The organism is Microbulbifer sp. THAF38 (assembly GCF_009363535.1).
Classification (GTDB): Bacteria; Pseudomonadota; Gammaproteobacteria; order Pseudomonadales; family Cellvibrionaceae; genus Microbulbifer.
The window spans coordinates 542,368-565,170 of sequence record NZ_CP045369.1 but is presented as its reverse complement, the minus strand read 5'-3'; the positions used below and the strand labels follow the sequence as shown (position 1 = coordinate 565,170).

Genomic DNA, 22,803 nt, shown 5'->3' with positions numbered 1-22,803 from the left:
ACTAGTCTTTTTGAGTTTTACCTAAATAGCGATTTGGACGAGTGTCCAACTTAACTGACCCACAGCCATAGGACTGACTTCTATTCCCATACTTGGCGTCTTTAATGCGGCCTAGTCCAGAGAGAAAACACCAATTACCTAAAGGGGATTAATAATGATAAAAATTCTCCGTGGTTTACTAACGGCATTTATTGCCTGCTCACTTCTTATCACCTCCTATGCGCAAGCCGAGCCGGGAGATTACAATTTTTGGACCACTCTAAAGCACCTTTTTGACCCTCCTAATGCTGATGAGCCGGTCACCCCTCAGCAGGCTCAGGGCATGTACCCTCTGACCATGCACGACCCTGGTTTTAACGATGATTTCAAGCCGAAAGATTTTAATACTTGGCAAAAAGTAGATGTTCCTGCCAGCACTGGCGCCATGTGCGGAAATGGTTCTCCCTATAAATTTTTCGTTTATCGAGTGCCCGATACCAGCAATACCATTTTTTATTTTGAAGGTGGCGGCGCCTGTTGGGACTACGAGAGCTGCTCCGGCCAGGCCGGCATCCGCGGCGCACGAAATCCTAATGGTATCCCCGATGATTATCTCAGTAACGTACACCTCTTAGATTTCACAAACTTCGATAATCTCACTACCGCGGGTGTCTCTCCCCTTATTTATACCCACCACCCCTACAACCAGTACAAAACGGGCGAGTGGAACATGGTTTACGTTCCCTACTGTACTGGTGATATTTATGTAGGCGATAAAACCGAGGTATATAAGGATAAGAGTGGTCAGAACTCGGACCTAATTTGGCATCATAATGGCTTGCGCAATGTGCAGGCAGTAACCTCCTGGGTAAAGAATAATTTACAGAAACCCAAGCAAATGCTTGCCGCTGGTTGTAGTGCAGGCAGCGTAGGGGCTCTGTTAAATTACACGAAACTTCGTGAGGATATGAATGTCGACTATGGCTATCTGATAGATGATTCCGGCCCGCTTTACAACGCGCCTTTTGACAGTGATAACAACACTCAGTATCCGTCATTACCGTTACACAACGAAGTGCTTCGCTCCTGGACCACTTACACAACTGATGGAGATCCCACTGAAGAGAATCCCATTAATGCGATAAAGTCGTTTACTCCAGGATTTGATAGCAATCAGCTGGCTTCGATATACCGCGCACTATCGGATAAATTTCCCATGGATCGCCTGGGTATTACACACTTTCTGGCAGACGGTAATTTTTCTTCATACTCCTATGAGCGCTTCTACGAAGATATTTACAACGACCCAGATGCCAACTCTCGTTTAAATAAACTACGCGAACGCTGGCAAAAGGACACCCATGAAAACCTAATACCACTCTTGGATCAAACCAGTAATTGGGGCTATTACTTCCCAATGTTTCGCAACCTAAACGAAAGCCACTGCACCACGATTATTGACCTTAAATACGGTGAAATCGCCGAGCATGGACTGGAATTAAAGGATTTTCTGAACAATATCGTGAACCACAACGGTGGCGGCATGATCCGCGCCTATGAGACCGACAAAGTCTCCGACTTTGAAAACAACAGTAATTGGTTCTATGACCTTATTGGCCTGTTTATGTAACTCGGATCAGACGTAGAGCAGTGCTGCTGCTGAAAGTACTAAAAGTAGCAGCACTGTTTATTGATTAGCTACCGTAAACCGTTTCCCGAGCTTCCTGTAGGCGCTGGCGCAAATATTCGTGTTTATTCATCCCATTGGGAAAAGAAGTCATTTGCTGAACCTCTTCCACAATAGAGCGCTCCAAATCTTTATAGGTTGAAAAACCTGGCACCTGGGTATGTGGGTCGTAGCGGCTGATGACTGACTGAGCCTTCTCCCGATAGAGGTTAAATAATTCTTCTGCGCGCTGTTTGAAATCAGCCTCGTTCAGGCTATTTTTCTCCAGCCAGGCCAGTTTCATTGACAATGCTTCATAACCAGTCACCCGGTTTTCATTCTCTACCTTCTCAATAGCGTCCCAAGCCTCTGAACTGGACAAATTCCCAAGATCCGCAAAATACTCTTTTATTTCCTGCTTTAGCTGCTCTCGATCCAGGTAGGCTTTAACCCGTGGATGATCCAGGAGTTCCGCCATCTCAGTACTCTCTAACTCTGACCAGGGTATTTTTTCAGAGATATCCTGCGCTAATTGATTGTTTTCCGTTAAAGGCTGTACGAACTGCCGAACTTTCGCCACACTTTTTTTGACATCAATATCGTAATGATCGATGCCCACAACGGCTAGGCTTACTGCACCGGCAAGCAATATCAGTTTTTTCATATTCAGTTACCGAGCAAATTTAAATTTATATGTCGTTATATCGATAACTATATAAGCAGAGAAAATCGAGGGGATGAATGGGAAGGGCGTCCCAGCTGAAGAGATATACGCCAATATCTGTCAAACAGCTGGAAAGTGAATAAAAAGAATCAACTGAGGAGAATTAAACCCAGCTCAAAGGCTGTTCTTCGCTCTTCTTGGCGGAACAGGGATCTTTTGAAGTTTTGGGCGCGACATAGCCCACTTGCTGCTCTTTAGACAGATTACGAGTCTCCCAGTTGGCAACTGCCTCGGCACAGAGATTGCGCTGCTCTGCAGTAATAGCAACACCATTGGGCCATTTGCCCAACTCAATAGCTCGTCGCAGACTGGCGACAATTTGTGGATTCAGATTATTTAACAACTGCTCAAAAGACATACAAAACTCTCCCGTATGTACAAAAAAGGCCGGTCTATGACCGGCCTTCCGTAGCAAAATTGCTAGCGCAACTTATGCTTCAGCAGCTTCGTCTTCAACTTGTGGACGATCCACCAGTTCAACGTAAGCCATCGGTGCTTTATCACCTGCGCGGAAACCACATTTCAGGATACGGATATATCCACCTGGACGGGCTTCGTAACGGGGACCCAGCTCATCGAACAGCTTGCGCACAGCATCCTTATCACGGATACGGGCAAAAGCCAGACGACGGTTGGCAACACTGTCCTTCTTAGCCAGGGTAATCAGCGGCTCGGCAACGCGACGCAGCTCCTTGGCTTTTGGCAATGTAGTTTTGATCAGTTCGTGCTCTACCAGAGAAGCGGTCATGTTCTTGAACATGGCCTTGCGGTGAGCGCTGGTACGGCTGAATTTACGGCCACTATAGCGATGACGCATGACTCAATTCCTTACGACCACAGTTGCTGTCTCAGCAGGTCGTTCTGGAGCGGTGTCGCGTTAAGCCGTGGCACCGCTCGGGTTCTTTCTACTAGTCACGGCGTCGCCGCGACTACCAAATGCTTACAGGGGGCTTAATTTGCTATCGCCTTTAAGGCTGGCCGGTGGCCAGTTTTCGAGACGCATACCCAGGGACAAACCACGGGAAGCCAGTACGTCCTTGATTTCAGTCAGAGACTTCTTACCAAGATTCGGGGTCTTAAGCAGCTCCACTTCGGTGCGCTGAATCAGGTCACCGATGTAGTAGATGTTTTCCGCTTTCAGACAGTTAGCCGAACGTACTGTCAGCTCCAGGTCGTCAACTGGGCGTAGCAATACCGGATCAACTTCAGGCTCTTCCGCCTTCGGTTGTGCGTCCTTCTCACCTTCCAGGTCCACAAATACTGCCAGCTGCTGCTGCAGAATAGTGGCTGCTCGGCGAATAGCTTCTTCAGGGTCCAGAGTACCGTTGGTCTCCAGGTCCAGAACCAGCTTGTCCAGATCGGTACGCTGCTCTACACGCGCGCTTTCCACGCTGTAAGAAACACGGCGAACCGGGCTGTAAGATGCGTCCAGTTGCAGACGGCCAATCGCGCGGCTTTCCTCTTCCTCGTCACGGCGTGCGTCGGCGGGCTGATAGCCACGGCCACGCGCAACAGTGAGGCGCAGGTTGAGTTCTACATCACCAGTAATATTGGCGATCACGTGCTCAGGATTCACAATCTCGATATCGTGATCTACCTGGATATCTCCAGCAGTCACCGCACCCGGGCCCTTTTTGCTCAGGCTCAATACAGCCTGATCCTTGCCGTGCATAACAACCGCGATTTCTTTCAGGTTGAGCAGGATTTCAATAACATCTTCCTGCACACCTTCAATCGCGCTGTACTCGTGCTCGACACCGTCGATTTCTACTTCGGTGACGGCGCAGCCCGGCATGGAGGACAGCAGGATGCGACGCAGCGCATTGCCAAGAGTGTGGCCAAAGCCACGCTCCAGGGGCTCCAGAACCACTTTGGCGTGATTCTGATTGTACTCGGTGACGTCAATACGACGCGGTGTCAAAAACTCGTTGACAGCAGTCTGCATAGCCATACCTGTTTACAGTTGCATTCCTTAAAGTGAACTAATTGTTACTTGGAGTACAGTTCCACAATAAGGTTTTCGTTGATCTCTGCCGGCAGATCGACACGATCTGGAATGCGCTTGAAAGTGCCTTCCAGCTTGCTCGCGTTTACGTCTACCCACTCGACATCGCCACGCTGGGCAGCGAGGGAAACGGAATTCTGGATACGCAGCTGCTTCTTGGCTTTTTCACGTACAGCAATTACATCGCCTTCTTTAACTTGGTAAGAAGGAATGTTTACAGTAGTGCCATTTACCAGAATCGCCTTGTGGGAAACCAGCTGACGCGCTTCAGAGCGAGTTGAGCCGAAGCCCATGCGGTAAACCACGTTGTCCAGGCGCTTTTCCAGGAGTTGCAGCAGGTTTTCACCAGTTGCGCCTTTCAGGCGAGCCGCTTCCTTATAGTAGTTGCGGAACTGCTTTTCCAGTACGCCGTAGATACGACGAACTTTTTGCTTCTCGCGCAGCTGGATGCCGTAGTCGGACAGACGGCCGCGACCAGCGCCATGCTGACCGGGCTTGGATTCTGCGCGACATTTGGAGTCGTGCGGACGCACACCACTCTTCAGCTGCAGGTCAGTCCCTTCACGACGGGACAGTTTACATTTTGGTCCAATATAACGTGCCATTCTATCAGCCCCCTCTTACACGCGACGTTTCTTGGGCGGACGACATCCGTTATGCGGGATCGGCGTCACGTCGGTGATGTTGGTGATTTTGTAGCCGCAGTTGTTCAGTGCGCGAACAGCGGATTCGCGACCGGGGCCAGGGCCCTTCACTTCTACGTCGAGGTTTTTCAGGCCGTACTCCTGAGCTGCAGTACCTGCGCGCTCAGCGGCAACCTGGGCTGCAAACGGGGTGCTCTTACGTGAGCCACGGAAGCCAGATCCACCTGCGGTGGCCCAGCTGAGGGTATTACCCTGGCGATCAGTGATCGTCACGATCGTGTTGTTGAACGATGCGTGGATGTGGGCAATACCGTCGACAACGGTCTTTTTGACCTTTTTGCGAACAGTAGTTTTTGGCTTAGCCATACCAGTATCCTAAATCCTGTATCAAATCCCCTCGGCTAATCGCCGGGCGGGGCTTGTTAAACCGCGATTTCGCGCCTTGATAATCAGGCTTACTTGCGAATCGGTTTGCGCGGACCCTTACGGGTACGAGCATTGGTCTTGGTGCGCTGACCACGCAGCGGCAAGCTGCGACGGTGACGCAGACCGCGATAGCAACCCAGGTCCATCAAACGCTTGATGTTCATGGATACTTCACGGCGCAGGTCGCCTTCTACGGTAAGTTTTGCAACTTCACCGCGGATGGTTTCGATCTGCTCTTCAGACAGGTCGCGGATTTTGGTGGATTCAGCGATACCAACCGCTGCCAAAATAGACTTAGCCGTAGTAAGACCGACCCCATAAATGTGGGTCAGGGAGATCACGGCGTGCTTGTGGTCTGGTACATTGACACCAGCAATACGTGCCATAGAGGCGTACTCCACGTATTGGGAGTCACTGCTTTATATTAAGTATGTGACTCTACTTTGATTTCGGCGCTGACAGCGACTAAAAAACCGACGGCGCCACCAAAAAGGCGCGCAAGAATAGCTTTTCAGACACCAAATTGCAATAGCCCACGCCCACCACGGCCTCCCGCAGCGGATGTGGACGACAGTCAACGCCCCCTATTGGAGGCCCACCCTTTGGACTGACCTCCCACCACAAAGAAATTCCTTATGGTGTTGCCACTTGTTACGGGGCTGTAACAAGTGGCGAATTTTTCCAGCTTCTACAGAGGCGCCCACTGGACGCTCTCTGTAAGGGGCTGGCCCCTATTAGCCTTGACGCTGCTTGTGACGTGGCTCAGCGCTGCAGATTACCCGCAGAACGCCTTTGCGACGTACGATTTTGCAGTTACGGCAGATCTTTTTTACAGAAGCGCGTACTTTCATGACCTTACCTCAATTCAATCAAACTGCGAGCAGGTGACGCACTAGCGACGACCGTAGCTTTGCAGGTTCGCTTTTTTCATCAAGCCTTCGTACTGGTGCGACAGCAGATGCGATTGTACCTGCGCCATAAAGTCCATCACCACTACTACAACGATCAGCAGTGAGGTACCCCCCAGATAGAAGGGAACGTTAAACCCAACTACCAGGAACTGCGGCAGCAGGGATACCAGTGCGATATACACAGCACCTACCAGAGTGAGTCGGGTCAGCACGCTGTCGATATAGCGGGCTGTCTGCTCACCTGGACGAATACCAGGTACATAGGCACCAGACTTTTTCAGGTTATCTGCAACTTCATTCGGGTTGAACATCAACGCCGTATAGAAGAAACAGAAGAAACCAATCAGCAGTGCGAACAGAATAATGTTCAGCGGCTGCCCCGGCCCCAGCTGCAATGCCATCCACTGCAGGATCTGGGCACCAACACCCTCACCACCCTGGCCAAACCACTGTGCCAGCGTCGCTGGGAACAGCAGAATACTGCTGGCGAAGATCACCGGAATAACACCGGCCATGTTCACCTTCAGAGGCAGGTGGCTCGCCTGCGCAGCGGGTGCTGCGGAGTAACGACCGGCCTGACGCCTGGCGTGGTTGATGGTAATTCGGCGTTGACCGCGCTCCATCACCACCACAAAGAACACCACGGCTAGAGCGATAACACCGATGATCAGCAGCATAAGAATATGCAGCTCACCCTGACGGGCCTGCTCAAACGCCTGGCCGATGGCGCCGGGCAAGCCTGCCACGATACCGGCAAAAATCAGCATGGAAATGCCGTTGCCCACTCCGCGCTCAGTGATCTGCTCACCGAGCCACATCATGAATACAGCACCGGTCACCAGTGACGTTACCGCCACAAAGTAAAAACCAAACGCAGGCTCAGATGAGTAAGCCAGGTTCTGCCCTGCCAACCCGAAAGTCATGCCGATACCCTGAATCAGGGCCAACACTACCGTCAGGTAACGGGTGTACTGGTTGATCTTACGCCTTCCGGCCTCCCCTTCCTTCTTCAGAGCTTCCAGAGAGGGAGTCACCGCACTCATCAACTGCATGATGATGGATGCGGAGATATAGGGCATGATGCCCAGAGCCAGAATACTCATCCTTTCCAGGGCGCCGCCTGAGAACATGTTAAACAGGCCAAGGATGGTTCCCTGGTTCTGATTAAACAGGTTTGACAGCTTTTCCGGATCAATGCCGGGCACCGGAATGTGTGTTCCCAGGCGATAAACTAGTATCGCTAGAAACAGAAAACGAAGGCGAGCCCAAAGCTCGCCCAATCCCTTGCTGTTGCCCAGGGGATTTCCACCGGATCCTGGTCGTGCCATTGGCGCCTCGATTAGTCTTCTATTTTACCGCCAGCAGCTTCGATAGCCGCCTTTGCACCTTTGGTCACTCCCAGACCCTTTACGGTAACAGCTTTAGTCAGCTCACCTGAGAGGAACACTTTGGCGCGTTTAATATGGCTGCCGATGATATCGGCATTCTTAAGCGCTGCCAAATCGATTACGTCACTTTCTACCTTGGCCAGCTCTGCCAGACGTACTTCTGCGGTGAAGCGAGAAACACGAGCGGTAAAACCGTACTTAGGCAGACGCTTCTGCAAAGGCATCTGACCGCCTTCGAAGCCCGGACGAACGCTGCCGCCGGAACGCGCTTTTTGACCTTTGTGGCCGCGGCCACCGGTCTTACCTAAACCACTACCAATACCACGACCAACGCGCTTAGCGCTGTGCTTGTGGCCTTGTGCGGGAGACAGGTCATTCAAACGCATGTTATTCCCCCTCAACCTTAACCAGGTAGTTTACTTTATTGATCATGCCGCGCACGGAAGGAGTATCTTCCACTTCCACTGTGTGGCCGATGCGGCGCAGGCCCAGACCCGCAACGCACGCCTGATGACTTTTCAGGCGTCCGTTGATGCTTTTGGTCTGGGTGACTTTAATGGTCTTCTTAGCCATGGTCTTAACCCACCAATAACCTTAAATCCGAGCTGTGATTAGCCCAGAATCTCTTCGACTGATTTACCGCGCTTGGCTGCAACATCTCCCGGGCTCTGCATTTGATCCAGAGCTTTGAAAGTTGCACGCACTACGTTCACCGGGTTGGTGGAGCCGTAGCACTTAGCCAATACGTTGTGTACACCGGCCATTTCCAGTACGGAGCGCATGGCACCGCCGGCAATTACACCGGTACCCTGGGAAGCGGGCTGCATGTAAACCTTGGAACCACCGTGACGACCATTGGTAGCGTACTGGATGGTATCACCATTCAGTTCTACCTGGATCATGTTGCGGCGTGCAGCTTCCATCGCTTTCTGAATCGCAACAGGCACTTCACGCGCCTTGCCACGACCGAAACCGATACGGCCATTGCCGTCGCCAACTACGGTCAGTGCGGTAAAGGCGAAGATACGACCACCTTTAACAGTCTTGGCAACGCGATTAACCTGGACCAGCTTTTCCTGCAGGCCTTCGTCGTTGCTTTTGTCTTTCTCTCTAGCCATAACTCAACCCTTAGAATTTCAGACCGGCTTCGCGGGCAGCGTCAGCCAAAGCCTTAATACGGCCATGGTACTTGAAGCCACTGCGATCGAAGGCAACTTCTTCAACACCAGCGGCTTTCGCGCGCTCAGCGATCAGTTTGCCAACCGCGGAAGCGGCATCGGCGTTACCGGTTTTACCTTCGCGCAGGTCCTTGTCCAGGGTAGAGGCGGAAGCCAATACCGAGTTGCCTTCGGCAGACAGGATCTGTGCGTAAATGTGACGCGGTGTGCGGTTCACGGTGAGGCGAACGGCGCCCAGCTCACGGATCTTAGCGCGGGCACGACGTGCACGACGCAAGCGAGATGCTTTCTTAACGTTCATATCTATGCCCTATTTACTTCTTCTTGGCCTCTTTGCGATACACGCGCTCATCGGCATAACGGACACCCTTACCTTTGTAGGGCTCCGGCGGACGGAACGCACGGATCTCAGCGGCCACTTGGCCCAACAGCTGTTTATTGCTGCTCTTGAGTACGATTTCAGTCTGGGATGGTGTTTCCGCAGTCACACCTTCCGGCAACTGATAATCGATCGGATGGGAGAAGCCCAGGGTCAGGTTAACCGTTTTACCGGCGGCTTTCGCACGATAACCTACACCCAGCAACTGCAACTTCTTCTCGAAGCCAGCGCTTACGCCTATCACCATGTTGTTAACCAGTGCACGGGTGGTACCCGCAAGAGCTCTGGCTTGCTTGGAGTTATTGCGCGCGGCAAAAGTCAGCTGGCTGTCAGCCTGGCCAACTTCTACATCACCGTGAATAACCATATCCAGGTTACCGCTACCGCCTTTAACAGCGATGTTTTGACCTTTCAGGTCAACGGTAACACCTGCGGGGATAACTACCGGACTATTTGCTACTCGAGACATTGCGACCCCCGCTTAGAATACGGTGCAAAGCACTTCACCACCGACACCGGCCTGACGCGCAGCGCGATCAGTCATCACACCATTGGAGGTGGAAACGATCGCGATACCCAGACCACCGCGTACGGTTGGCAGAGCTTTTTTACCAGTGTAAGCGCGCAAACCCGGACGGGAAACGCGGTTCAGCTCGGCGATAACCGGTTTACCCTGGAAGTATTTCAGGGCAATGGTCAACTCCGGCTTACTACCTTCGCTTACATTCAAATCAGTAACATAACCTTCGTCTTTCAGGACTTTGGCTACAGCTACTTTCAGTTTGGATGAAGGCATGGTGACTTCCGCTTTTCCGCGTGCCAGGGCATTGCGGATGCGAGTCAGCATATCTGCCAACGGATCTTGCATACTCATTTTATGAGACTCCTCAAATCTGCCTTAAACCAGCTGGTAATTACCAGCTGGACTTCACGAGGCCAGGAACATCACCACGCATAGCGGCTTCACGCAATTTGTTACGGCACAGGCCGAACTTGCGGTAAACGGCGTGGGGGCGACCAGTGATACGACAGCGACGTTGCTGACGTACCGGGCTTGCATCGCGCGGCATTTTTTGCAGCTTGAGTTGAGCCTCCCACTGCTCCTCTTCGGAAGCAGTGGCACTGGCGATGATCGCCTTCAGCTCTTGACGCTTTTCAGCGTACTTAGCTGCGGTTCGAGCGCGTTTGTTTTCACGCGCAATCATGGATTTCTTCGCCATGGAATCCTCTTATCCCTTGAAAGGGAAGTTGAACGCTTTCAGCAGCGCGCGACCTTGATCGTCGCTTGCAGCTGTAGTGGTAATACAAATATCCAGACCGCGGAGCTTGTCTACTTTGTCGTAGTCAATTTCCGGGAAGATGATTTGCTCGGTCACGCCCATAGAGAAGTTACCGCGGCCGTCGAACTGCTTCGGGCTAATGCCACGGAAGTCACGGATACGCGGAATCGCGATGTCTACCAAACGCTCCAGGAACTCATACATGCGCTCACCGCGCAGAGTTACCTTGCAGCCGATCGGCCAACCGTCGCGAATCTTAAAGCCCGCAATAGACTTGCGCGCTTTAGTAACGATGGGCTTTTGACCAGTAATTGCTGTCATATCGTTGACAGCGTGCTCCAGCACCTTTTTATCACCAATCGCTTCACCAACACCCATGTTGATGGTGATCTTGGTGATGCGCGGCACTGCCATCACATTCTCGAGACCCAGCTCTTCTTTAAGCTTGGGCGCGAGTTCCTTAGTGTAGAGCTCTTTAAGCTTTGCCATGATCTACCAACCTGCTTTTGCGTCAAGAGCCTTAGATGGCTTCGCCGCTGGATTTGAAGACGCGAATCTTAGTGCCGTCTTCCAGTACTTTAAAGCCCACCCGGTCAGCCTTCTGGGTGTTAGGGTTGAAGATGGCTACGTTGGAAGCTTGAATAGCAGCTTCTTTCTCAACGATGCCACCAGCAATGCCCAGCTGGGGATTTGGCTTTTGGTGTTTCTTGATCATCTGTATGCCGGAAACAATCAGGCGGCCGTCGTTCAGTACTTTACGTACTGAACCACGTTTGCCCTTGTCGCGACCGGCGATAACGATCACTTCATCGTCACGCTTGATCTTGCGCATAACTCTTCTCCGCTCGAGGCTTAGATAACTTCGGGGGCGAGCGAGATGATCTTCATGAACTTCTCACCGCGCAGTTCGCGAGTTACCGGACCAAAAATACGGGTGCCAACCGGCGCCAATTGCTGGTTCAGCAGTACCGCTGCGTTATCGTCAAATTTAATCAGGGAACCGTCGTTACGGCGCACACCTTTTTTGGTGCGAACCACAACAGCGTTCATTACCTGACCTTTCTTTACTTTACCGCGGGGAATGGCTTCCTTAACGGTTACCTTGATAATGTCGCCCACGCCGGCATAACGACGATGGGAGCCGCCCAGCACCTTGATGCACATGACGCGGCGAGCCCCACTGTTGTCAGCTACTTCTAAGTAGGATTCCGCTTGAATCATTGTCTCTCTCCGAAACCTTTCAATTCGGCAGTCAATGCGCTAGGGGTTATACCTTCGCCGCACGCTCTACAATTTTCTGCAAGGACCAGGACTTGCTCTTGGACAGCGGACGAGATTCCTCGATGGTTACAACATCACCGATGTTGCAATCATTGTTCTCGTCATGTGCCTTGAGCTTGGTGGACTTGCTCACAATTTTGCCGTAGATCGGGTGCTTAACACGGCGCTCGATCAAAACGGTGATGGTTTTATCCATCTTGTCACTCACAACCTTACCGGTCAGAGTACGCTTCAGTTTTGCTTCAGCCATGATTAGTTACCTGCCTTCTCGGTCAACACAGTCTTTATGCGAGCAATGTCGCGACGAGTCTGCTTCAGCAGATGAGTCTGAGCCAGCTGACCGGTGGACTTTTGCATACGAAGCTTAAATTGAGCTTCGAGCTGGTTCAGCAGTTCCTGGTTCAGCTCTTCAACTGACTTTTCGCGTAGATCTGCAGTCTTCATTACATCACCGAACGCTTAACGAAAGTTGTTTTTACAGGCAGCTTGGCCGCAGCAAGTGCGAAAGCCTCACGAGCCAGCTCTTCGGACACACCCTCCATTTCATAGAGGACTTTGCCCGGCTGGATCTGAGCTACCCAGTATTCAACGCCACCTTTACCTTTACCCATACGGACTTCGAGGGGCTTATTGGTAATTGGCTTGTCCGGAAACACGCGAATCCAGATTTTACCGCCACGTTTAACGTGACGAGTCATTGCGCGACGAGCCGCTTCGATCTGGCGCGCAGTAATGCGACCGCGACCGATGGCCTTGAGGCCAAACTCGCCAAAGCTCACTTTAGAGCCGCGCTGAGAAAGACCGCGGTTGCGACCCTTCTGTACCTTGCGGAATTTTGTACGCTTTGGTTGCAGCATCTGCGTACCCCTTATTTAGCAGCTTTCTTGCGGGTCTTAGCCGGCTTCTCATCGGGCATTTCGTCACCGATGACTTCGCCTTTAAAGATCCACACCTTGATACCGATGATGCCGTAGGTAGTCATCGCTTCAGCAGTGGCGTAGTCGATGTTGGCACGCAGGGTGTGCAGAGGCACACGACCTTCGCGGTACCATTCGGTACGTGCGATTTCCGCACCACCGAGACGACCACTTACCTGAATCTTGATACCTTCAGCGCCCTGACGCATAGCGTTCTGTACGGCACGCTTCATAGCGCGACGGAACATAACGCGGCGTTCCAGCTGCTGGGCAACGTTCTGGCCAACCAGAGCGGCGTCCATATCAGGCTTGCGCACTTCTTCGATGTCGATGTGCACAGGTACGCCCATCTGCGCACTTACGTCGTTGCGCAGACGTTCTACGTCTTCACCTTTTTTACCGATCACGATGCCCGGACGCGCAGTGTGAATAGTCACACGAGCGGTGTTCGCCGGACGTTCGATCTCGATGCGGCTCACGGAAGCGTGGGCCAGTTTTTTGCGAATGTATTCGCGAACTTTCAGATCCGTGTACAGCTTGTCTGCGTACTCGTCGCTGCCGGCATACCAAACAGAGGTATGCTTTTTAACGATACCCAGACGAATGCCGGTAGGATGTACTTTTTGTCCCATGGTTTTCTCGCCTGCTCTCTTATTTCTCGGCCACTTTCACAGTGATGTGACAAGTACGCTTAAGAATGCGATCTGCACGACCTTTCGCACGCGGTTTAATGCGCTTCATGGTCATACCTTCGTCCACAAAAATTGTGGAAACTTTCAGCTCGTCAACGTCAGCACCTTCGTTGTGCTCGGCGTTGGCAATGGCCGACTCCAGTACTTTCTTAACGATCGCCGCACCCTTTTTATTGCTAAATGCAAGAATATCCAGGGCTTCTTCAACGCCTTTGCCGCGAACCTGATCAGCTACCAGTCGCGCCTTTTGCGCCGATAGACGTGCGCCGCGTAATTTTGCTGCTACTTCCATCTTTTTAACCTCGGCTTAGCGCTTCTTCGCTTTCTTGTCCGCAGCGTGACCGCGGTAAGTGCGGGTAGCAGCGAACTCGCCCAGTTTATGGCCAACCATTTCTTCGTTAACCAAAACGGGCACGTGTTGACGACCGTTGTGCACGGCAATCGTCAGTCCAACCATTTCCGGCATAATCATGGAACGGCGGGACCAGGTTTTAATCGGCCGACGATCGTTTGCTTCAATCGCTGCCTCCACCTTCTTGATCAAGTGAAGATCAATAAAGGGACCTTTCTTTAATGAGCGTGGCACTGTCGATTCCTCTCTAGCTGCTCAGACACCGCGCGGCTTATTTGCCGCGGCGACGTACTATCATCTTATCGGTGCGCTTGTTCTTGCGCGTTTTCTTACCCTTGGTCGGAACGCCCCACGGAGTAACCGGGTGACGGCCACCAGAGGTACGGCCTTCACCACCACCGTGCGGGTGATCTACCGGGTTCATCGCCACACCGCGAACGGTAGGACGAACACCGCGCCAGCGAGCAGCACCGGCTTTACCCAGCTTGCGCAGGCTGTGCTCGGAGTTGCTTACTTCGCCCAGTGTCGCGCGGCACTCAGAGAGAACCTTGCGCATTTCGCCGGAACGCAGACGAATAGTCGCGTACTGGCCTTCACGGGCTACCAGCTGTACAGAAGCACCAGCGGAGCGAGCCAGCTGAGCACCTTTACCAGGCTTCAGCTCGATACCGTGAATTACAGAACCCACCGGAACGTTGCGCAGAGGCAGGGTGTTGCCCACAGCAATCGGTGCGGCATCGCCGGACTGAATGGTGGCGCCAGCCTTGAGGCCTTTCGGTGCGATAATGTAACGACGCTCACCATCCGCGTAACAAACCAGAGCGATATGTGCGCTGCGGTTGGGATCGTACTCCAGGCGCTCAACTTTAGCCGGAATACCGTCTTTGTTGCGCTTGAAGTCGATTACACGGTAGTGCTGCTTGTGACCACCACCGATATGACGAGTGGTGATACGACCGTTGTTGTTACGGCCACCGCTTTTGCTCTTGCTCTCTAAAAGAGGAGCGTAAGGAGCACCCTTGTGCAGGTCGGGGTTAACAACCTTAACCAGGTGACGACGGCCGGCGGAGGTCGGTTTTGTTTTTACAATTGCCATTGTAACAGTCCCCTTTACTCAGCAGCTTCAAAGTTGATGTCGCTGCCTTCGGCCAGGCGAACGTAGGCTTTTTTCCAGTCGCTGCGACGGCCCATGCCGTAGCGGGTGCGCTTGGTTTTGCCTTTTACGTTCACGGTGCGAACCTGCTCAACAGAAACGTTAAACAGTTTTTCAACCGCGGCCTTGATCTCAGCTTTTTCGGCATCGGTGGAAACCTTGAAAACTACCTGGTTGGCACTATCGGCCAGCACAGCAGCTTTTTCGGAAATTACCGGGCCCAGCAGTACTTTGTAGAGTCGCTCTTGGTTCATCCCAGCACCTCTTCAATTTTCTTGAGTGCAGAAACGGTAACCACGACCTTATCAAAGCGAATCAGGCTTACTGGGTCGATCGCCTGCACATCACGGATATCGATTTTGTGCAAGTTGCGAGCGGCCAGGTACAGGTTTTCGCTAACCTCTTCAGTCACGATCAGCGCTTCAGCGAGATCGAACTGAGCCAATTTGCTTACCAGTTGCTTGGTCTTGGGTGCGTCCACGTCGAAGGACTCAACCACTACCAGGCGCTCCTGACGAGCCAGCTCAGACAGGATGCAGCGCAGTGCAGCGCGGTACATCTTCTTGTTCAGCTTAACGCTGTGATCGCGCGGATCAGCGGCGAAAGTTACACCACCGGAACGCCACAGCGGGCTACGGATAGTACCGGCACGCGCGCGGCCAGTACCCTTTTGGCGCCAGGGCTTTTTACCGCCACCGGAAACATCAGAACGATTCTTCTGCGCCTTGGTACCCTGACGAGCGCCAGCCATATAGGCGACAACTGCCTGGTGTACCAGATCTTGGTTGAACTCACGTCCGAAAGTCACTTCAGAGACAGCTACTGTGCCTTTAGCGCCTTCGGGAGTAGCGATATTCAGTTCCATATCTAATTCCCCTCAGACTTAGGCTTTTACTGCCGGACGAACGATAACGTTGCCACCGGGAGCACCGGGAACAGCGCCTTTAACCAGCAGCAGGTTGCGTTCGGCATCAACACGAACTACTTCCAGGTTCTGCACGGTCACACGCTCAGCACCCATGTGTCCGGCCATTTTCTTGCCTTTCCACACGCGGCCAGGAGTCTGGCACTGACCGATAGAACCGGGAGCGCGGTGAGACAGAGAGTTACCGTGAGTTGCGTCCTGAGTGCGGAAATTCCAGCGCTTAACGCCACCCTGGAAACCTTTACCCTTGGAAGTGCCGGTTACGTCAATCTTCTGGCCAGCTTCAAAGCTGCTAACAGTGATTTCAGAACCGATTTCGAAAGTCTCTTCAGAACCGTCAGTGCGCAGTTCGAAAAGATTAGTGCCAGCCTCTACATTGGCTTTGGCGAAGTGGCCCGCTTCGGGCTTGGAGACACGGGAAGCCTTACGGGTACCCACTGCTACTTGAACAGCGGTATAGCCATCGGTTTCCACGGTTTTCACTTGGGTGACGCGATTCGGAGCAACCTCAACAACGGTTACCGGAATGGATACGCCATCTTCAGTGAAGATGCGAGTCATGCCGCTCTTGCGGCCGACAATACCTATAGTCATCTTATTAACCTCTCAGTGCACGGGGCTTTAACCCACTGCGGCCGCCCAGTTTCAGAGCGTTACACTACCCAGACCTTTTTCGCCTGGGGTTCGGTAGTTAGTTAAAAGTGTTTAGCCGAGACTAATTTGGACCTCAACACCGGCCGCCAGATCGAGCTTCATCAGCGCGTCGACGGTTTTCTCGGTAGGCTCAACGATGTCCAGCAAACGCTTGTGAGTACGGATCTCATACTGGTCGCGAGCGTCTTTGTTAACGTGCGGGGAAATCAGTACGGTGTACTTCTCTTTGCGAGTCGGCAGCGGGATTGGACCGCGAACTTGCGCGCCAGTGCGCTTAGCCGTCTCTACGATCTCCTGGGTAGACGCGTCGATCAGCTTGTGGTCGAACGCCTTCAGGCGAATTCGGATACGTTGACCCTGCATGGAATCAAACTCCAACTTATGAACTAAAGAACGTCCTTTCTCGCAGCCCCGAGGGCGGGCGAAAAGGAGCGCGAATTCTACGAGCCACGCAAGAGGCTGTCAACTGTACAGCCTGATCAAATTTCAATCTGCTCAAACTACAATGAAGTACCTTAAGTAAAACGAGGGTACAGCCGTGACTATTGCCGCAAGATTGAGTCAATACTTGAACGACCAATCGGTCGATTACCATCTGATACAGCATCCCCACACAAGTACCAGCCGTGAGAGCGCGCACTCTGCGCATGTGCGCGAAGACCAAGTAGCCAAAGCCATACTCTTGAGGGACAAAGAAGGCTTTGTCATGGTGGTTATCCCCGCTAGCAGCAGCCTGGATCTGCGTGCCGTACACATGGAAACCGGCCGGAATGGCCTGGAGATGGTCGCAGAGAATGAACTGGGGTCAGTTTTCCCCGACTGCGAACTGGGCGCCCTCCCCCCCATTGGACAGGCTTATGGCATTACTACTCTGCTAGACAGCGGGCTCAGCCGCTGTGAAACGATCTTTTTTGAGGCGGGAGATCACGAAGAATTGGTGGAAATGAATGGTCCACAATTCAATAAACTGTTTGCCGGGTGCCGAAGTGCAGACCTCAGCAAAGACTGGCCATAACAGTTTTGTGCTCTAAATAGCTCCTTTACAGCAAAGGAGTACCCATTAAGCAAGATGACCCTGTGGTGCAGATCAAATTGAGCACCACAGGGCTTTAATTGGTAGACAGCTCACCTTCACGCACTATCGAATTCATCAATGAGCCCCTAGCAAATCCACAGGGTGCGCATCTGAAGCAGTACTACCCCCTACAGACACCTACGCAAGGCTTACTGGAAAGAGCGACCAGCTGGTAACAGCTCAACTCACAGCGGGCTACAGAGCGCCTCTAGAGGATTTAGCGCACTTGCGATCTAAACAATACAGCCCTGCACTTTACCCAACACAAACTAAGGCAGCGCGATTCAATATCGCCACCGTAAAAACACACCCAATGAATTTTCACCGTGAAACTCTTATAGACCTAAGAGCCAGCCTTAACTTTTTTACAATTGGAAAAGGTTTAGGGATAGCGCTGAGCTTGGACAGAAAGCCACTGCGCGGAGCGACCAAAGAGAAAAGAGAAAAGAGAAAAGGGAAACTTTAAACAAAAAAACCGCAGCGCGTCCGCTGCGGTTTTTTATTTAGATCAAGAGTAGCGATTACTCAATGATCTTAGCAACAACGCCCGCACCTACGGTACGACCACCTTCGCGGATAGCGAAGCGCAGGCCGTCTTCCATGGCGATCGGAGCGATCAGGGTAACAACCATTTGAATGTTGTCGCCCGGCATTACCATTTCAGTGCCTTCCGGCAGCTCTACCGCACCAGTTACGTCGGTAGTACGGAAGTAGAACTGAGGACGGTAGCCTTTAAAGAACGGGGTGTGACGACCACCTTCGTCCTTGGACAGGATGTACACTTCCGCTTCGAACTTGGTGTGCGGTGTGATGGAGCCCGGCTTAGCTAGTACCTGACCACGCTCAACTTCGTCACGCTTGGTGCCACGCAGCAGCGCACCGATGTTCTCACCAGCACGACCTTCGTCGAGCAGCTTGCGGAACATTTCAACACCAGTACAGGTGGTGGTGGTGGTTTCTTTAATACCAACGATCTCAACTTCGTCGCCAGTATTGATTACACCACGCTCTACACGACCGGTAACAACAGTACCACGGCCAGAGATGGAGAATACGTCTTCGATCGGCATCAGGAACGGCAGGTCTACCGCACGCTCCGGCTCAGGGATGTACTCGTCCAGAGTTTCTACCAGCTTCTTAACAGCGGTAGTACCCATTTCGTTGTCGTCTTCGCCGTTCAGGGCCATCAGAGCAGAACCAACGATGATCGGAGTGTCGTCACCCGGGAACTCGTACTGGTCGAGAAGTTCGCGAACTTCCATTTCTACCAGCTCGAGCAGCTCTTCGTCGTCTACCATGTCCGCTTTGTTCAGGAATACCACGATGTAAGGTACACCTACCTGACGGGACAGCAGGATGTGCTCACGAGTCTGCGGCATGGGGCCGTCAGCTGCGGAACATACCAGGATAGCGCCGTCCATCTGAGCAGCACCGGTGATCATGTTCTTAACGTAGTCGGCGTGTCCGGGGCAGTCTACGTGCGCGTAGTGGCGAGTCGGGGACTCGTACTCAACGTGAGAGGTAGCGATGGTGATACCGCGCTCACGCTCTTCCGGAGCATTGTCGATACCGTCGAAAGCAACGGCAGCACCGCCCCAAACCTCGGCACATACGCGAGTCAGAGCAGCAGTCAGGGTGGTTTTACCGTGGTCAACGTGACCGATGGTGCCCACGTTCACGTGGGGCTTGGAACGTTCAAATTTTTCTTTTGCCATCTTAGATGTCCTCTAGCTAAAAGTTTGCCAAAGGAACCCCCGGTTTATTTTATTTCCGGGGACCCTTTTGAGCAGAAGTTAATTAGGCTTTGTTCTTGGCGATGATCTCATCGGCAACGTTTTTCGGCGCTTCGGCGTACTTCAGGAACTCCATGGTGTAGGTAGCACGGCCCTGAGTTGCAGAACGCAGATCGGTTGCGTAACCGAACATCTCTGCCAGAGGCACTTCTGCGTTTACAACCTTACCAGCGGGGTTGTCTTCCATACCCTGGATCAGGCCGCGACGACGGTTGAGGTCGCCGACCACGTCACCCATGTTCTCTTCGGGAGTAACCACTTCCACCTTCATCATCGGCTCGAGCAGTACCGCACCGCCCACGGAGGACAGTTTCTTGGTTGCCATGGAGCCGGCGATTTTAAACGCCATTTCACTGGAGTCCACATCGTGGTAGGAACCGTCGTACAGAGTCGCTTTCAGGCCCAGCAGCGGGTAGCCAGCCAGAACACCGTTTTGCATCTGCTCTTCGATACCTTTTGATACCGCTGGGATATATTCCTTAGGCACTGCACCGCCCACGATCTCGTTAACGAATTCCAAGCCTTCCGCAGACTCGTCTTCGGCGGGCTCGAATTTCACCCAAACGTGACCGAACTGACCGCGACCACCGGACTGACGAACGAACTTACCTTCGATCTCAGAAGTGTTACGGATCGCTTCGCGGTAGGCCACCTGAGGCTTACCGATGTTTGCTTCAACGTTGAACTCGCGACGCATACGGTCGACGATGATGTCCAGGTGCAGCTCACCCATACCAGAGATAATGGTCTGGCCAGTTTCTTCGTCGGTCTTCACGCGGAAAGACGGGTCTTCCTGGGCCAGCTTGCCGAGGGCAATACCCATTTTTTCCTGGTCCGGCTTGGACTTGGGCTCAACCGCTACGGAGATTACCGGCTCCGGGAATTCCATGCGCTCGAGGACGATCTTGGCGTTTTCGGCACACAGAGTGTCACCAGTAGTCACGTCTTTCAGACCGATCGCAGCGGCGATGTCACCTGCCAGTACTTCTTTAATCTCTTTACGATCGTTGGAGTGCATCTGCACCATACGACCAACGCGCTCTTTCTTCATTTTTACGGAGTTGTATACCGCAGTACCGCTCTCCAACTTACCGGAGTAAACGCGGAAGAAAGTCAGAGTACCAACGAAGGGGTCAGTAGCAATTTTGAACGCCAGAGCGGCGAAAGGAGCGTCATCGTCGGCTTCGCGAGTCTCAACGGTTTCACCGTCTTCCAGAGTACCTTCGATCGCCTTTACTTCAGTCGGCGCCGGCAGGTATTCGATAACCGCGTCCAGCATGGCCTGCACGCCCTTGTTCTTGAACGCAGAGCCGCCCAGAACCGGTACGATTTCATTGGCCAGGGTACGCTGACGGATCGCTGCCTTGATCTCTTCTTCGGTCAGCTCACCCTCTTCCAGGTACTTTTCCATCAGCTCTTCGCTGGCTTCAGCGGCCGCCTCTACCAGGTACTCGCGCATTTCGTCGCACTCGTCCTGCAGCTCAGCGGGGATGTCAGCGTAGTCGAAGGTCATGCCCTGGTCGGCTTCATTCCACAGAATGGCCTTCATTTTCACCAGGTCAACAACACCCTTGAACTCGTCCTCGGCACCGATGGTCATTTGCAGCGGTACGGCGTTCGCGTTCAAACGATCTTTCAGCTGGTCCACAACGTTGCGGAAGTTCGCACCGGCGCGGTCCATTTTGTTCACGAATACCATACGCGGTACGTGGTATTTGTTGGCCTGGCGCCAAACGGTTTCAGTTTGCGGCTGAACACCAGAGGAACCACACAGTACAACAACCGCGCCGTCGAGTACGCGCAGGGAACGCTCTACTTCAATGGTGAAGTCAACGTGTCCTGGGGTGTCAATGATGTTTACGCGGTGCTGGTCGAACTGCTGCTGCATGCCGGCCCAGAAACAGGTGGTTGCAGCGGAGGTGATGGTAATACCACGCTCCTGCTCCTGCTCCATCCAGTCCATGGTTGCGGCGCCTTCGTGCACCTCACCAATTTTGTGGGACAGACCAGTGTAGAAAAGTACGCGCTCAGTAGTGGTGGTTTTACCGGCGTCTACGTGGGCACAGATACCGATGTTACGGTAGCGTGCGATAGGCGTTTTACGTGCCACAGTTGTATCCTCGATATAACGGCAAAAGGCAGCCTGGAAATTTCCGTGCTGCCTTTCGGTATTAATTTCCGATGTTGGTAATCATCAGACTTAGAAGCGGTAGTGAGAGAACGCCTTGTTGGCTTCCGCCATGCGGTGTACATCTTCACGCTTCTTGACCGCGCCGCCCTTGTTCTGAGCTGCATCGATCATTTCATTGGCCAGGCGCTGAGCCATAGACTTCTCGCCGCGTTTGCGGGAGAACTCTACCAGCCAACGCATTGCCAGAGCCGTACGGCGCGAGGGGCGCACTTCTACAGGCACCTGATAGGTCGCACCACCAACACGGCGGGATTTAACTTCCACCATAGGCGCGATGTTTTCCAAAGACTCTTCGAATACTTCGATCGGGTCTTTGTTCAATTTTTCAGAAATAGTCTCAAGGGCACCGTATACGATACGCTCTGCTACTGATTTCTTGCCGCTGATCATGACGTGGTTCATGAACTTGGCCAGGGTGACGTTCCCGAACTTGGGGTCGGGTAGTACTTCGCGCTTGGCGACTACTCGTCTTCTCGGCATGGGTATTGCCTCTCTTCAGGGTTATTCTGAGACGCCGCCGTAAAACCTTACAATCCGGCGAGCTCAGCCTTACTCCGGTTGGAAACCGAAACGCAAATCGTTAAAGGAGATTAACCTTTAGGACGCTTGGCGCCGTACTTAGAACGGCCCTGCTTGCGGTCGTTTACGCCGGCACAGTCAAGTGCACCGCGTACAGTGTGGTAGCGCACACCCGGCAGGTCTTTTACACGACCGCCGCGAATCAGTACCACGCTGTGCTCCTGCAGGTTGTGGCCTTCACCACCGATGTACGAAGTTACTTCGTAACCGTTGGTCAGACGCACACGGCAAACCTTGCGCAGTGCGGAGTTCGGCTTTTTCGGTGTAGTGGTGTACACACGAGTGCAAACTCCACGACGCTGCGGGCTAGCCTGCAGAGCGGGAACGTCGCTTTTTTCGACTTTGCGTTTTCTCGGCTTACGAACCAACTGGTTGATCGTTGCCATTAAAAATCACTCCAAAAATAAAATGCCCCCACCTCTAAAAGTGAGGGCCTGTCGTCTGTGTGTAGCGCCGACCCAGAGGTCGAACGAAACACCCCACATCAGCGGGGGCCGCATTCTATAAGCGACAACCCGCCTAGTCAATCGGCGACAGAAGTAAGTGCTTACATCACAGACAGTCGCCAATATCAGATCGGGCACCGAAGTGCCCCGACCTACCCCACTCCA

At 52.8% G+C, this 22,803-nt stretch carries 36 protein-coding genes; 2 read left to right on the top strand and 34 right to left on the bottom strand.

The genetic code is table 11. From position 1 onward, the window contains the following. Nucleotides 1-154: 154 nt before the first annotated feature. Entirely contained in the window at nucleotides 155-1,609 is a 1,455-nt protein-coding gene (locus FIU95_RS02495) for a pectin acetylesterase-family hydrolase (protein WP_152451177.1), read from the top strand. Nucleotides 1,610-1,673: 64 nt separating this feature from the next. Here the strand turns inward: FIU95_RS02495 and FIU95_RS02490 are convergent, their stop codons facing one another. The 30 genes from FIU95_RS02490 to rpsJ all read right to left on the bottom strand — a co-directional run bounded on the left by FIU95_RS02490 (nucleotide 1,674) and on the right by rpsJ (nucleotide 16,917). Beyond that, complete coding sequence (locus tag FIU95_RS02490) at nucleotides 1,674-2,309, bottom strand: hypothetical protein (RefSeq protein ID WP_152451175.1); 636 nt, start codon at nucleotides 2,307-2,309, stop codon at nucleotides 1,674-1,676. 163 nt (nucleotides 2,310-2,472) lie between these two features. Next, nucleotides 2,473-2,727, bottom strand: a complete 255-nt coding sequence (locus FIU95_RS02485; protein WP_152451173.1) for a YeaC family protein — start codon at nucleotides 2,725-2,727, stop codon at nucleotides 2,473-2,475. 72 nt (nucleotides 2,728-2,799) lie between these two features. After that, nucleotides 2,800-3,186 (bottom strand): 50S ribosomal protein L17, encoded by a 387-nt coding sequence (gene rplQ / locus FIU95_RS02480; protein WP_152451171.1) that lies wholly within the window; start codon nucleotides 3,184-3,186, stop codon nucleotides 2,800-2,802. 123 nt (nucleotides 3,187-3,309) lie between these two features. Beyond that, nucleotides 3,310-4,314, bottom strand: a complete 1,005-nt coding sequence (gene rpoA / locus FIU95_RS02475; RefSeq protein WP_152451169.1) for a DNA-directed RNA polymerase subunit alpha — start codon at nucleotides 4,312-4,314, stop codon at nucleotides 3,310-3,312. 44 nt (nucleotides 4,315-4,358) lie between these two features. Further along, complete coding sequence (rpsD, locus tag FIU95_RS02470) at nucleotides 4,359-4,979, bottom strand: 30S ribosomal protein S4 (RefSeq protein WP_152451167.1); 621 nt, start codon at nucleotides 4,977-4,979, stop codon at nucleotides 4,359-4,361. A 15-nt stretch (nucleotides 4,980-4,994) separates the two neighbouring features. After that, entirely contained in the window at nucleotides 4,995-5,384 is a 390-nt protein-coding gene (gene rpsK, locus FIU95_RS02465) for a 30S ribosomal protein S11 (RefSeq protein WP_020411406.1), read from the bottom strand. Between the two features lie 89 nt (nucleotides 5,385-5,473). Then, the gene (rpsM, locus tag FIU95_RS02460; RefSeq protein ID WP_152451165.1) at nucleotides 5,474-5,830 is read right to left on the bottom strand and encodes a 30S ribosomal protein S13; all 357 of its coding nucleotides are present in this window, start codon (nucleotides 5,828-5,830) and stop codon (nucleotides 5,474-5,476) included. Nucleotides 5,831-6,178: 348 nt separating this feature from the next. Beyond that, nucleotides 6,179-6,295 carry a 50S ribosomal protein L36 gene (gene rpmJ, locus FIU95_RS02455; RefSeq protein ID WP_010133825.1) on the bottom strand — a complete coding sequence of 39 codons (117 nt, stop codon included), beginning with the start codon at nucleotides 6,293-6,295 and terminating at the stop codon, nucleotides 6,179-6,181. Between the two features lie 41 nt (nucleotides 6,296-6,336). Then, the gene (gene secY, locus FIU95_RS02450) at nucleotides 6,337-7,683 is read right to left on the bottom strand and encodes a preprotein translocase subunit SecY (protein ID WP_020411404.1); all 1,347 of its coding nucleotides are present in this window, start codon (nucleotides 7,681-7,683) and stop codon (nucleotides 6,337-6,339) included. 11 nt (nucleotides 7,684-7,694) lie between these two features. Then, the gene (rplO, locus tag FIU95_RS02445) at nucleotides 7,695-8,129 is read right to left on the bottom strand and encodes a 50S ribosomal protein L15 (protein ID WP_020411403.1); all 435 of its coding nucleotides are present in this window, start codon (nucleotides 8,127-8,129) and stop codon (nucleotides 7,695-7,697) included. A 1-nt stretch (nucleotide 8,130) separates the two neighbouring features. Continuing rightward, nucleotides 8,131-8,316, bottom strand: coding sequence for a 50S ribosomal protein L30 (gene rpmD / locus FIU95_RS02440; RefSeq protein WP_020411402.1), 186 nt, complete (start codon nucleotides 8,314-8,316; stop codon nucleotides 8,131-8,133). Nucleotides 8,317-8,354: 38 nt separating this feature from the next. Continuing rightward, nucleotides 8,355-8,861, bottom strand: a complete 507-nt coding sequence (gene rpsE, locus FIU95_RS02435) for a 30S ribosomal protein S5 (RefSeq protein WP_152451163.1) — start codon at nucleotides 8,859-8,861, stop codon at nucleotides 8,355-8,357. 10 nt (nucleotides 8,862-8,871) lie between these two features. Continuing rightward, nucleotides 8,872-9,222, bottom strand: coding sequence for a 50S ribosomal protein L18 (gene rplR, locus FIU95_RS02430; protein WP_152451161.1), 351 nt, complete (start codon nucleotides 9,220-9,222; stop codon nucleotides 8,872-8,874). Nucleotides 9,223-9,235: 13 nt separating this feature from the next. Beyond that, nucleotides 9,236-9,769, bottom strand: coding sequence for a 50S ribosomal protein L6 (gene rplF / locus FIU95_RS02425; RefSeq protein ID WP_152451159.1), 534 nt, complete (start codon nucleotides 9,767-9,769; stop codon nucleotides 9,236-9,238). A gap of 12 nt (nucleotides 9,770-9,781) precedes the next feature. Further along, nucleotides 9,782-10,174 carry a 30S ribosomal protein S8 gene (gene rpsH, locus FIU95_RS02420; RefSeq protein WP_152451157.1) on the bottom strand — a complete coding sequence of 131 codons (393 nt, stop codon included), beginning with the start codon at nucleotides 10,172-10,174 and terminating at the stop codon, nucleotides 9,782-9,784. 40 nt (nucleotides 10,175-10,214) lie between these two features. Further along, nucleotides 10,215-10,520, bottom strand: coding sequence for a 30S ribosomal protein S14 (gene rpsN / locus FIU95_RS02415; RefSeq protein WP_152451155.1), 306 nt, complete (start codon nucleotides 10,518-10,520; stop codon nucleotides 10,215-10,217). A 9-nt stretch (nucleotides 10,521-10,529) separates the two neighbouring features. Continuing rightward, nucleotides 10,530-11,069 carry a 50S ribosomal protein L5 gene (rplE, locus tag FIU95_RS02410; RefSeq protein WP_152451153.1) on the bottom strand — a complete coding sequence of 180 codons (540 nt, stop codon included), beginning with the start codon at nucleotides 11,067-11,069 and terminating at the stop codon, nucleotides 10,530-10,532. A gap of 31 nt (nucleotides 11,070-11,100) precedes the next feature. Then, complete coding sequence (rplX, locus tag FIU95_RS02405; protein ID WP_152451151.1) at nucleotides 11,101-11,412, bottom strand: 50S ribosomal protein L24; 312 nt, start codon at nucleotides 11,410-11,412, stop codon at nucleotides 11,101-11,103. 20 nt (nucleotides 11,413-11,432) lie between these two features. Then, nucleotides 11,433-11,801, bottom strand: a complete 369-nt coding sequence (gene rplN, locus FIU95_RS02400; protein WP_020411394.1) for a 50S ribosomal protein L14 — start codon at nucleotides 11,799-11,801, stop codon at nucleotides 11,433-11,435. Nucleotides 11,802-11,847: 46 nt separating this feature from the next. Beyond that, nucleotides 11,848-12,111, bottom strand: coding sequence for a 30S ribosomal protein S17 (rpsQ, locus tag FIU95_RS02395; protein ID WP_152451149.1), 264 nt, complete (start codon nucleotides 12,109-12,111; stop codon nucleotides 11,848-11,850). Nucleotides 12,112-12,113: 2 nt separating this feature from the next. Next, entirely contained in the window at nucleotides 12,114-12,305 is a 192-nt protein-coding gene (gene rpmC, locus FIU95_RS02390) for a 50S ribosomal protein L29 (protein WP_020411392.1), read from the bottom strand. After that, nucleotides 12,305-12,718, bottom strand: a complete 414-nt coding sequence (rplP, locus tag FIU95_RS02385) for a 50S ribosomal protein L16 (RefSeq protein ID WP_020411391.1) — start codon at nucleotides 12,716-12,718, stop codon at nucleotides 12,305-12,307. The genes rpmC and rplP overlap by 1 nt, the downstream gene beginning before the upstream one ends. A gap of 11 nt (nucleotides 12,719-12,729) precedes the next feature. Then, complete coding sequence (gene rpsC / locus FIU95_RS02380; RefSeq protein ID WP_152451147.1) at nucleotides 12,730-13,410, bottom strand: 30S ribosomal protein S3; 681 nt, start codon at nucleotides 13,408-13,410, stop codon at nucleotides 12,730-12,732. Between the two features lie 19 nt (nucleotides 13,411-13,429). Further along, on the bottom strand, nucleotides 13,430-13,762 hold the full coding sequence (rplV, locus tag FIU95_RS02375) for a 50S ribosomal protein L22 (RefSeq protein WP_020411389.1): 333 nt from the start codon (nucleotides 13,760-13,762) through the stop codon (nucleotides 13,430-13,432). Between the two features lie 15 nt (nucleotides 13,763-13,777). Then, nucleotides 13,778-14,056, bottom strand: a complete 279-nt coding sequence (gene rpsS / locus FIU95_RS02370; protein ID WP_020411388.1) for a 30S ribosomal protein S19 — start codon at nucleotides 14,054-14,056, stop codon at nucleotides 13,778-13,780. 37 nt (nucleotides 14,057-14,093) lie between these two features. Further along, nucleotides 14,094-14,918 carry a 50S ribosomal protein L2 gene (gene rplB, locus FIU95_RS02365; RefSeq protein ID WP_152451145.1) on the bottom strand — a complete coding sequence of 275 codons (825 nt, stop codon included), beginning with the start codon at nucleotides 14,916-14,918 and terminating at the stop codon, nucleotides 14,094-14,096. 14 nt (nucleotides 14,919-14,932) lie between these two features. Continuing rightward, complete coding sequence (rplW, locus tag FIU95_RS02360) at nucleotides 14,933-15,229, bottom strand: 50S ribosomal protein L23 (RefSeq protein WP_152451143.1); 297 nt, start codon at nucleotides 15,227-15,229, stop codon at nucleotides 14,933-14,935. After that, complete coding sequence (gene rplD, locus FIU95_RS02355) at nucleotides 15,226-15,840, bottom strand: 50S ribosomal protein L4 (RefSeq protein WP_152451141.1); 615 nt, start codon at nucleotides 15,838-15,840, stop codon at nucleotides 15,226-15,228. The genes rplW and rplD overlap by 4 nt, the downstream gene beginning before the upstream one ends. Nucleotides 15,841-15,858: 18 nt before the next feature. Next, nucleotides 15,859-16,494 carry a 50S ribosomal protein L3 gene (gene rplC, locus FIU95_RS02350; protein WP_152451138.1) on the bottom strand — a complete coding sequence of 212 codons (636 nt, stop codon included), beginning with the start codon at nucleotides 16,492-16,494 and terminating at the stop codon, nucleotides 15,859-15,861. A gap of 111 nt (nucleotides 16,495-16,605) precedes the next feature. Beyond that, nucleotides 16,606-16,917: a 30S ribosomal protein S10 gene (gene rpsJ, locus FIU95_RS02345; RefSeq protein ID WP_010133849.1), complete on the bottom strand. Its 312-nt coding sequence runs from the start codon at nucleotides 16,915-16,917 to the stop codon at nucleotides 16,606-16,608. Between the two features lie 175 nt (nucleotides 16,918-17,092). On the opposite strand from rpsJ, the gene FIU95_RS02340 reads away from it, so the two are divergent. After that, nucleotides 17,093-17,569 carry an aminoacyl-tRNA deacylase gene (locus tag FIU95_RS02340; protein WP_152451136.1) on the top strand — a complete coding sequence of 159 codons (477 nt, stop codon included), beginning with the start codon at nucleotides 17,093-17,095 and terminating at the stop codon, nucleotides 17,567-17,569. A 581-nt stretch (nucleotides 17,570-18,150) separates the two neighbouring features. Here FIU95_RS02340 and tuf read toward each other — a convergent pair. The 4 genes from tuf to rpsL all read right to left on the bottom strand — a co-directional run bounded on the left by tuf (nucleotide 18,151) and on the right by rpsL (nucleotide 22,578). Beyond that, entirely contained in the window at nucleotides 18,151-19,344 is a 1,194-nt protein-coding gene (gene tuf, locus FIU95_RS02335) for an elongation factor Tu (RefSeq protein ID WP_152451112.1), read from the bottom strand. Nucleotides 19,345-19,426: 82 nt separating this feature from the next. Further along, nucleotides 19,427-21,532, bottom strand: coding sequence for an elongation factor G (fusA, locus tag FIU95_RS02330; protein WP_152451134.1), 2,106 nt, complete (start codon nucleotides 21,530-21,532; stop codon nucleotides 19,427-19,429). A 90-nt stretch (nucleotides 21,533-21,622) separates the two neighbouring features. Continuing rightward, the gene (rpsG, locus tag FIU95_RS02325; RefSeq protein WP_152451131.1) at nucleotides 21,623-22,093 is read right to left on the bottom strand and encodes a 30S ribosomal protein S7; all 471 of its coding nucleotides are present in this window, start codon (nucleotides 22,091-22,093) and stop codon (nucleotides 21,623-21,625) included. Nucleotides 22,094-22,203: 110 nt separating this feature from the next. Further along, nucleotides 22,204-22,578 carry a 30S ribosomal protein S12 gene (gene rpsL, locus FIU95_RS02320; protein ID WP_067150990.1) on the bottom strand — a complete coding sequence of 125 codons (375 nt, stop codon included), beginning with the start codon at nucleotides 22,576-22,578 and terminating at the stop codon, nucleotides 22,204-22,206. Between the last annotated feature and the right edge of the window lie 225 nt (nucleotides 22,579-22,803).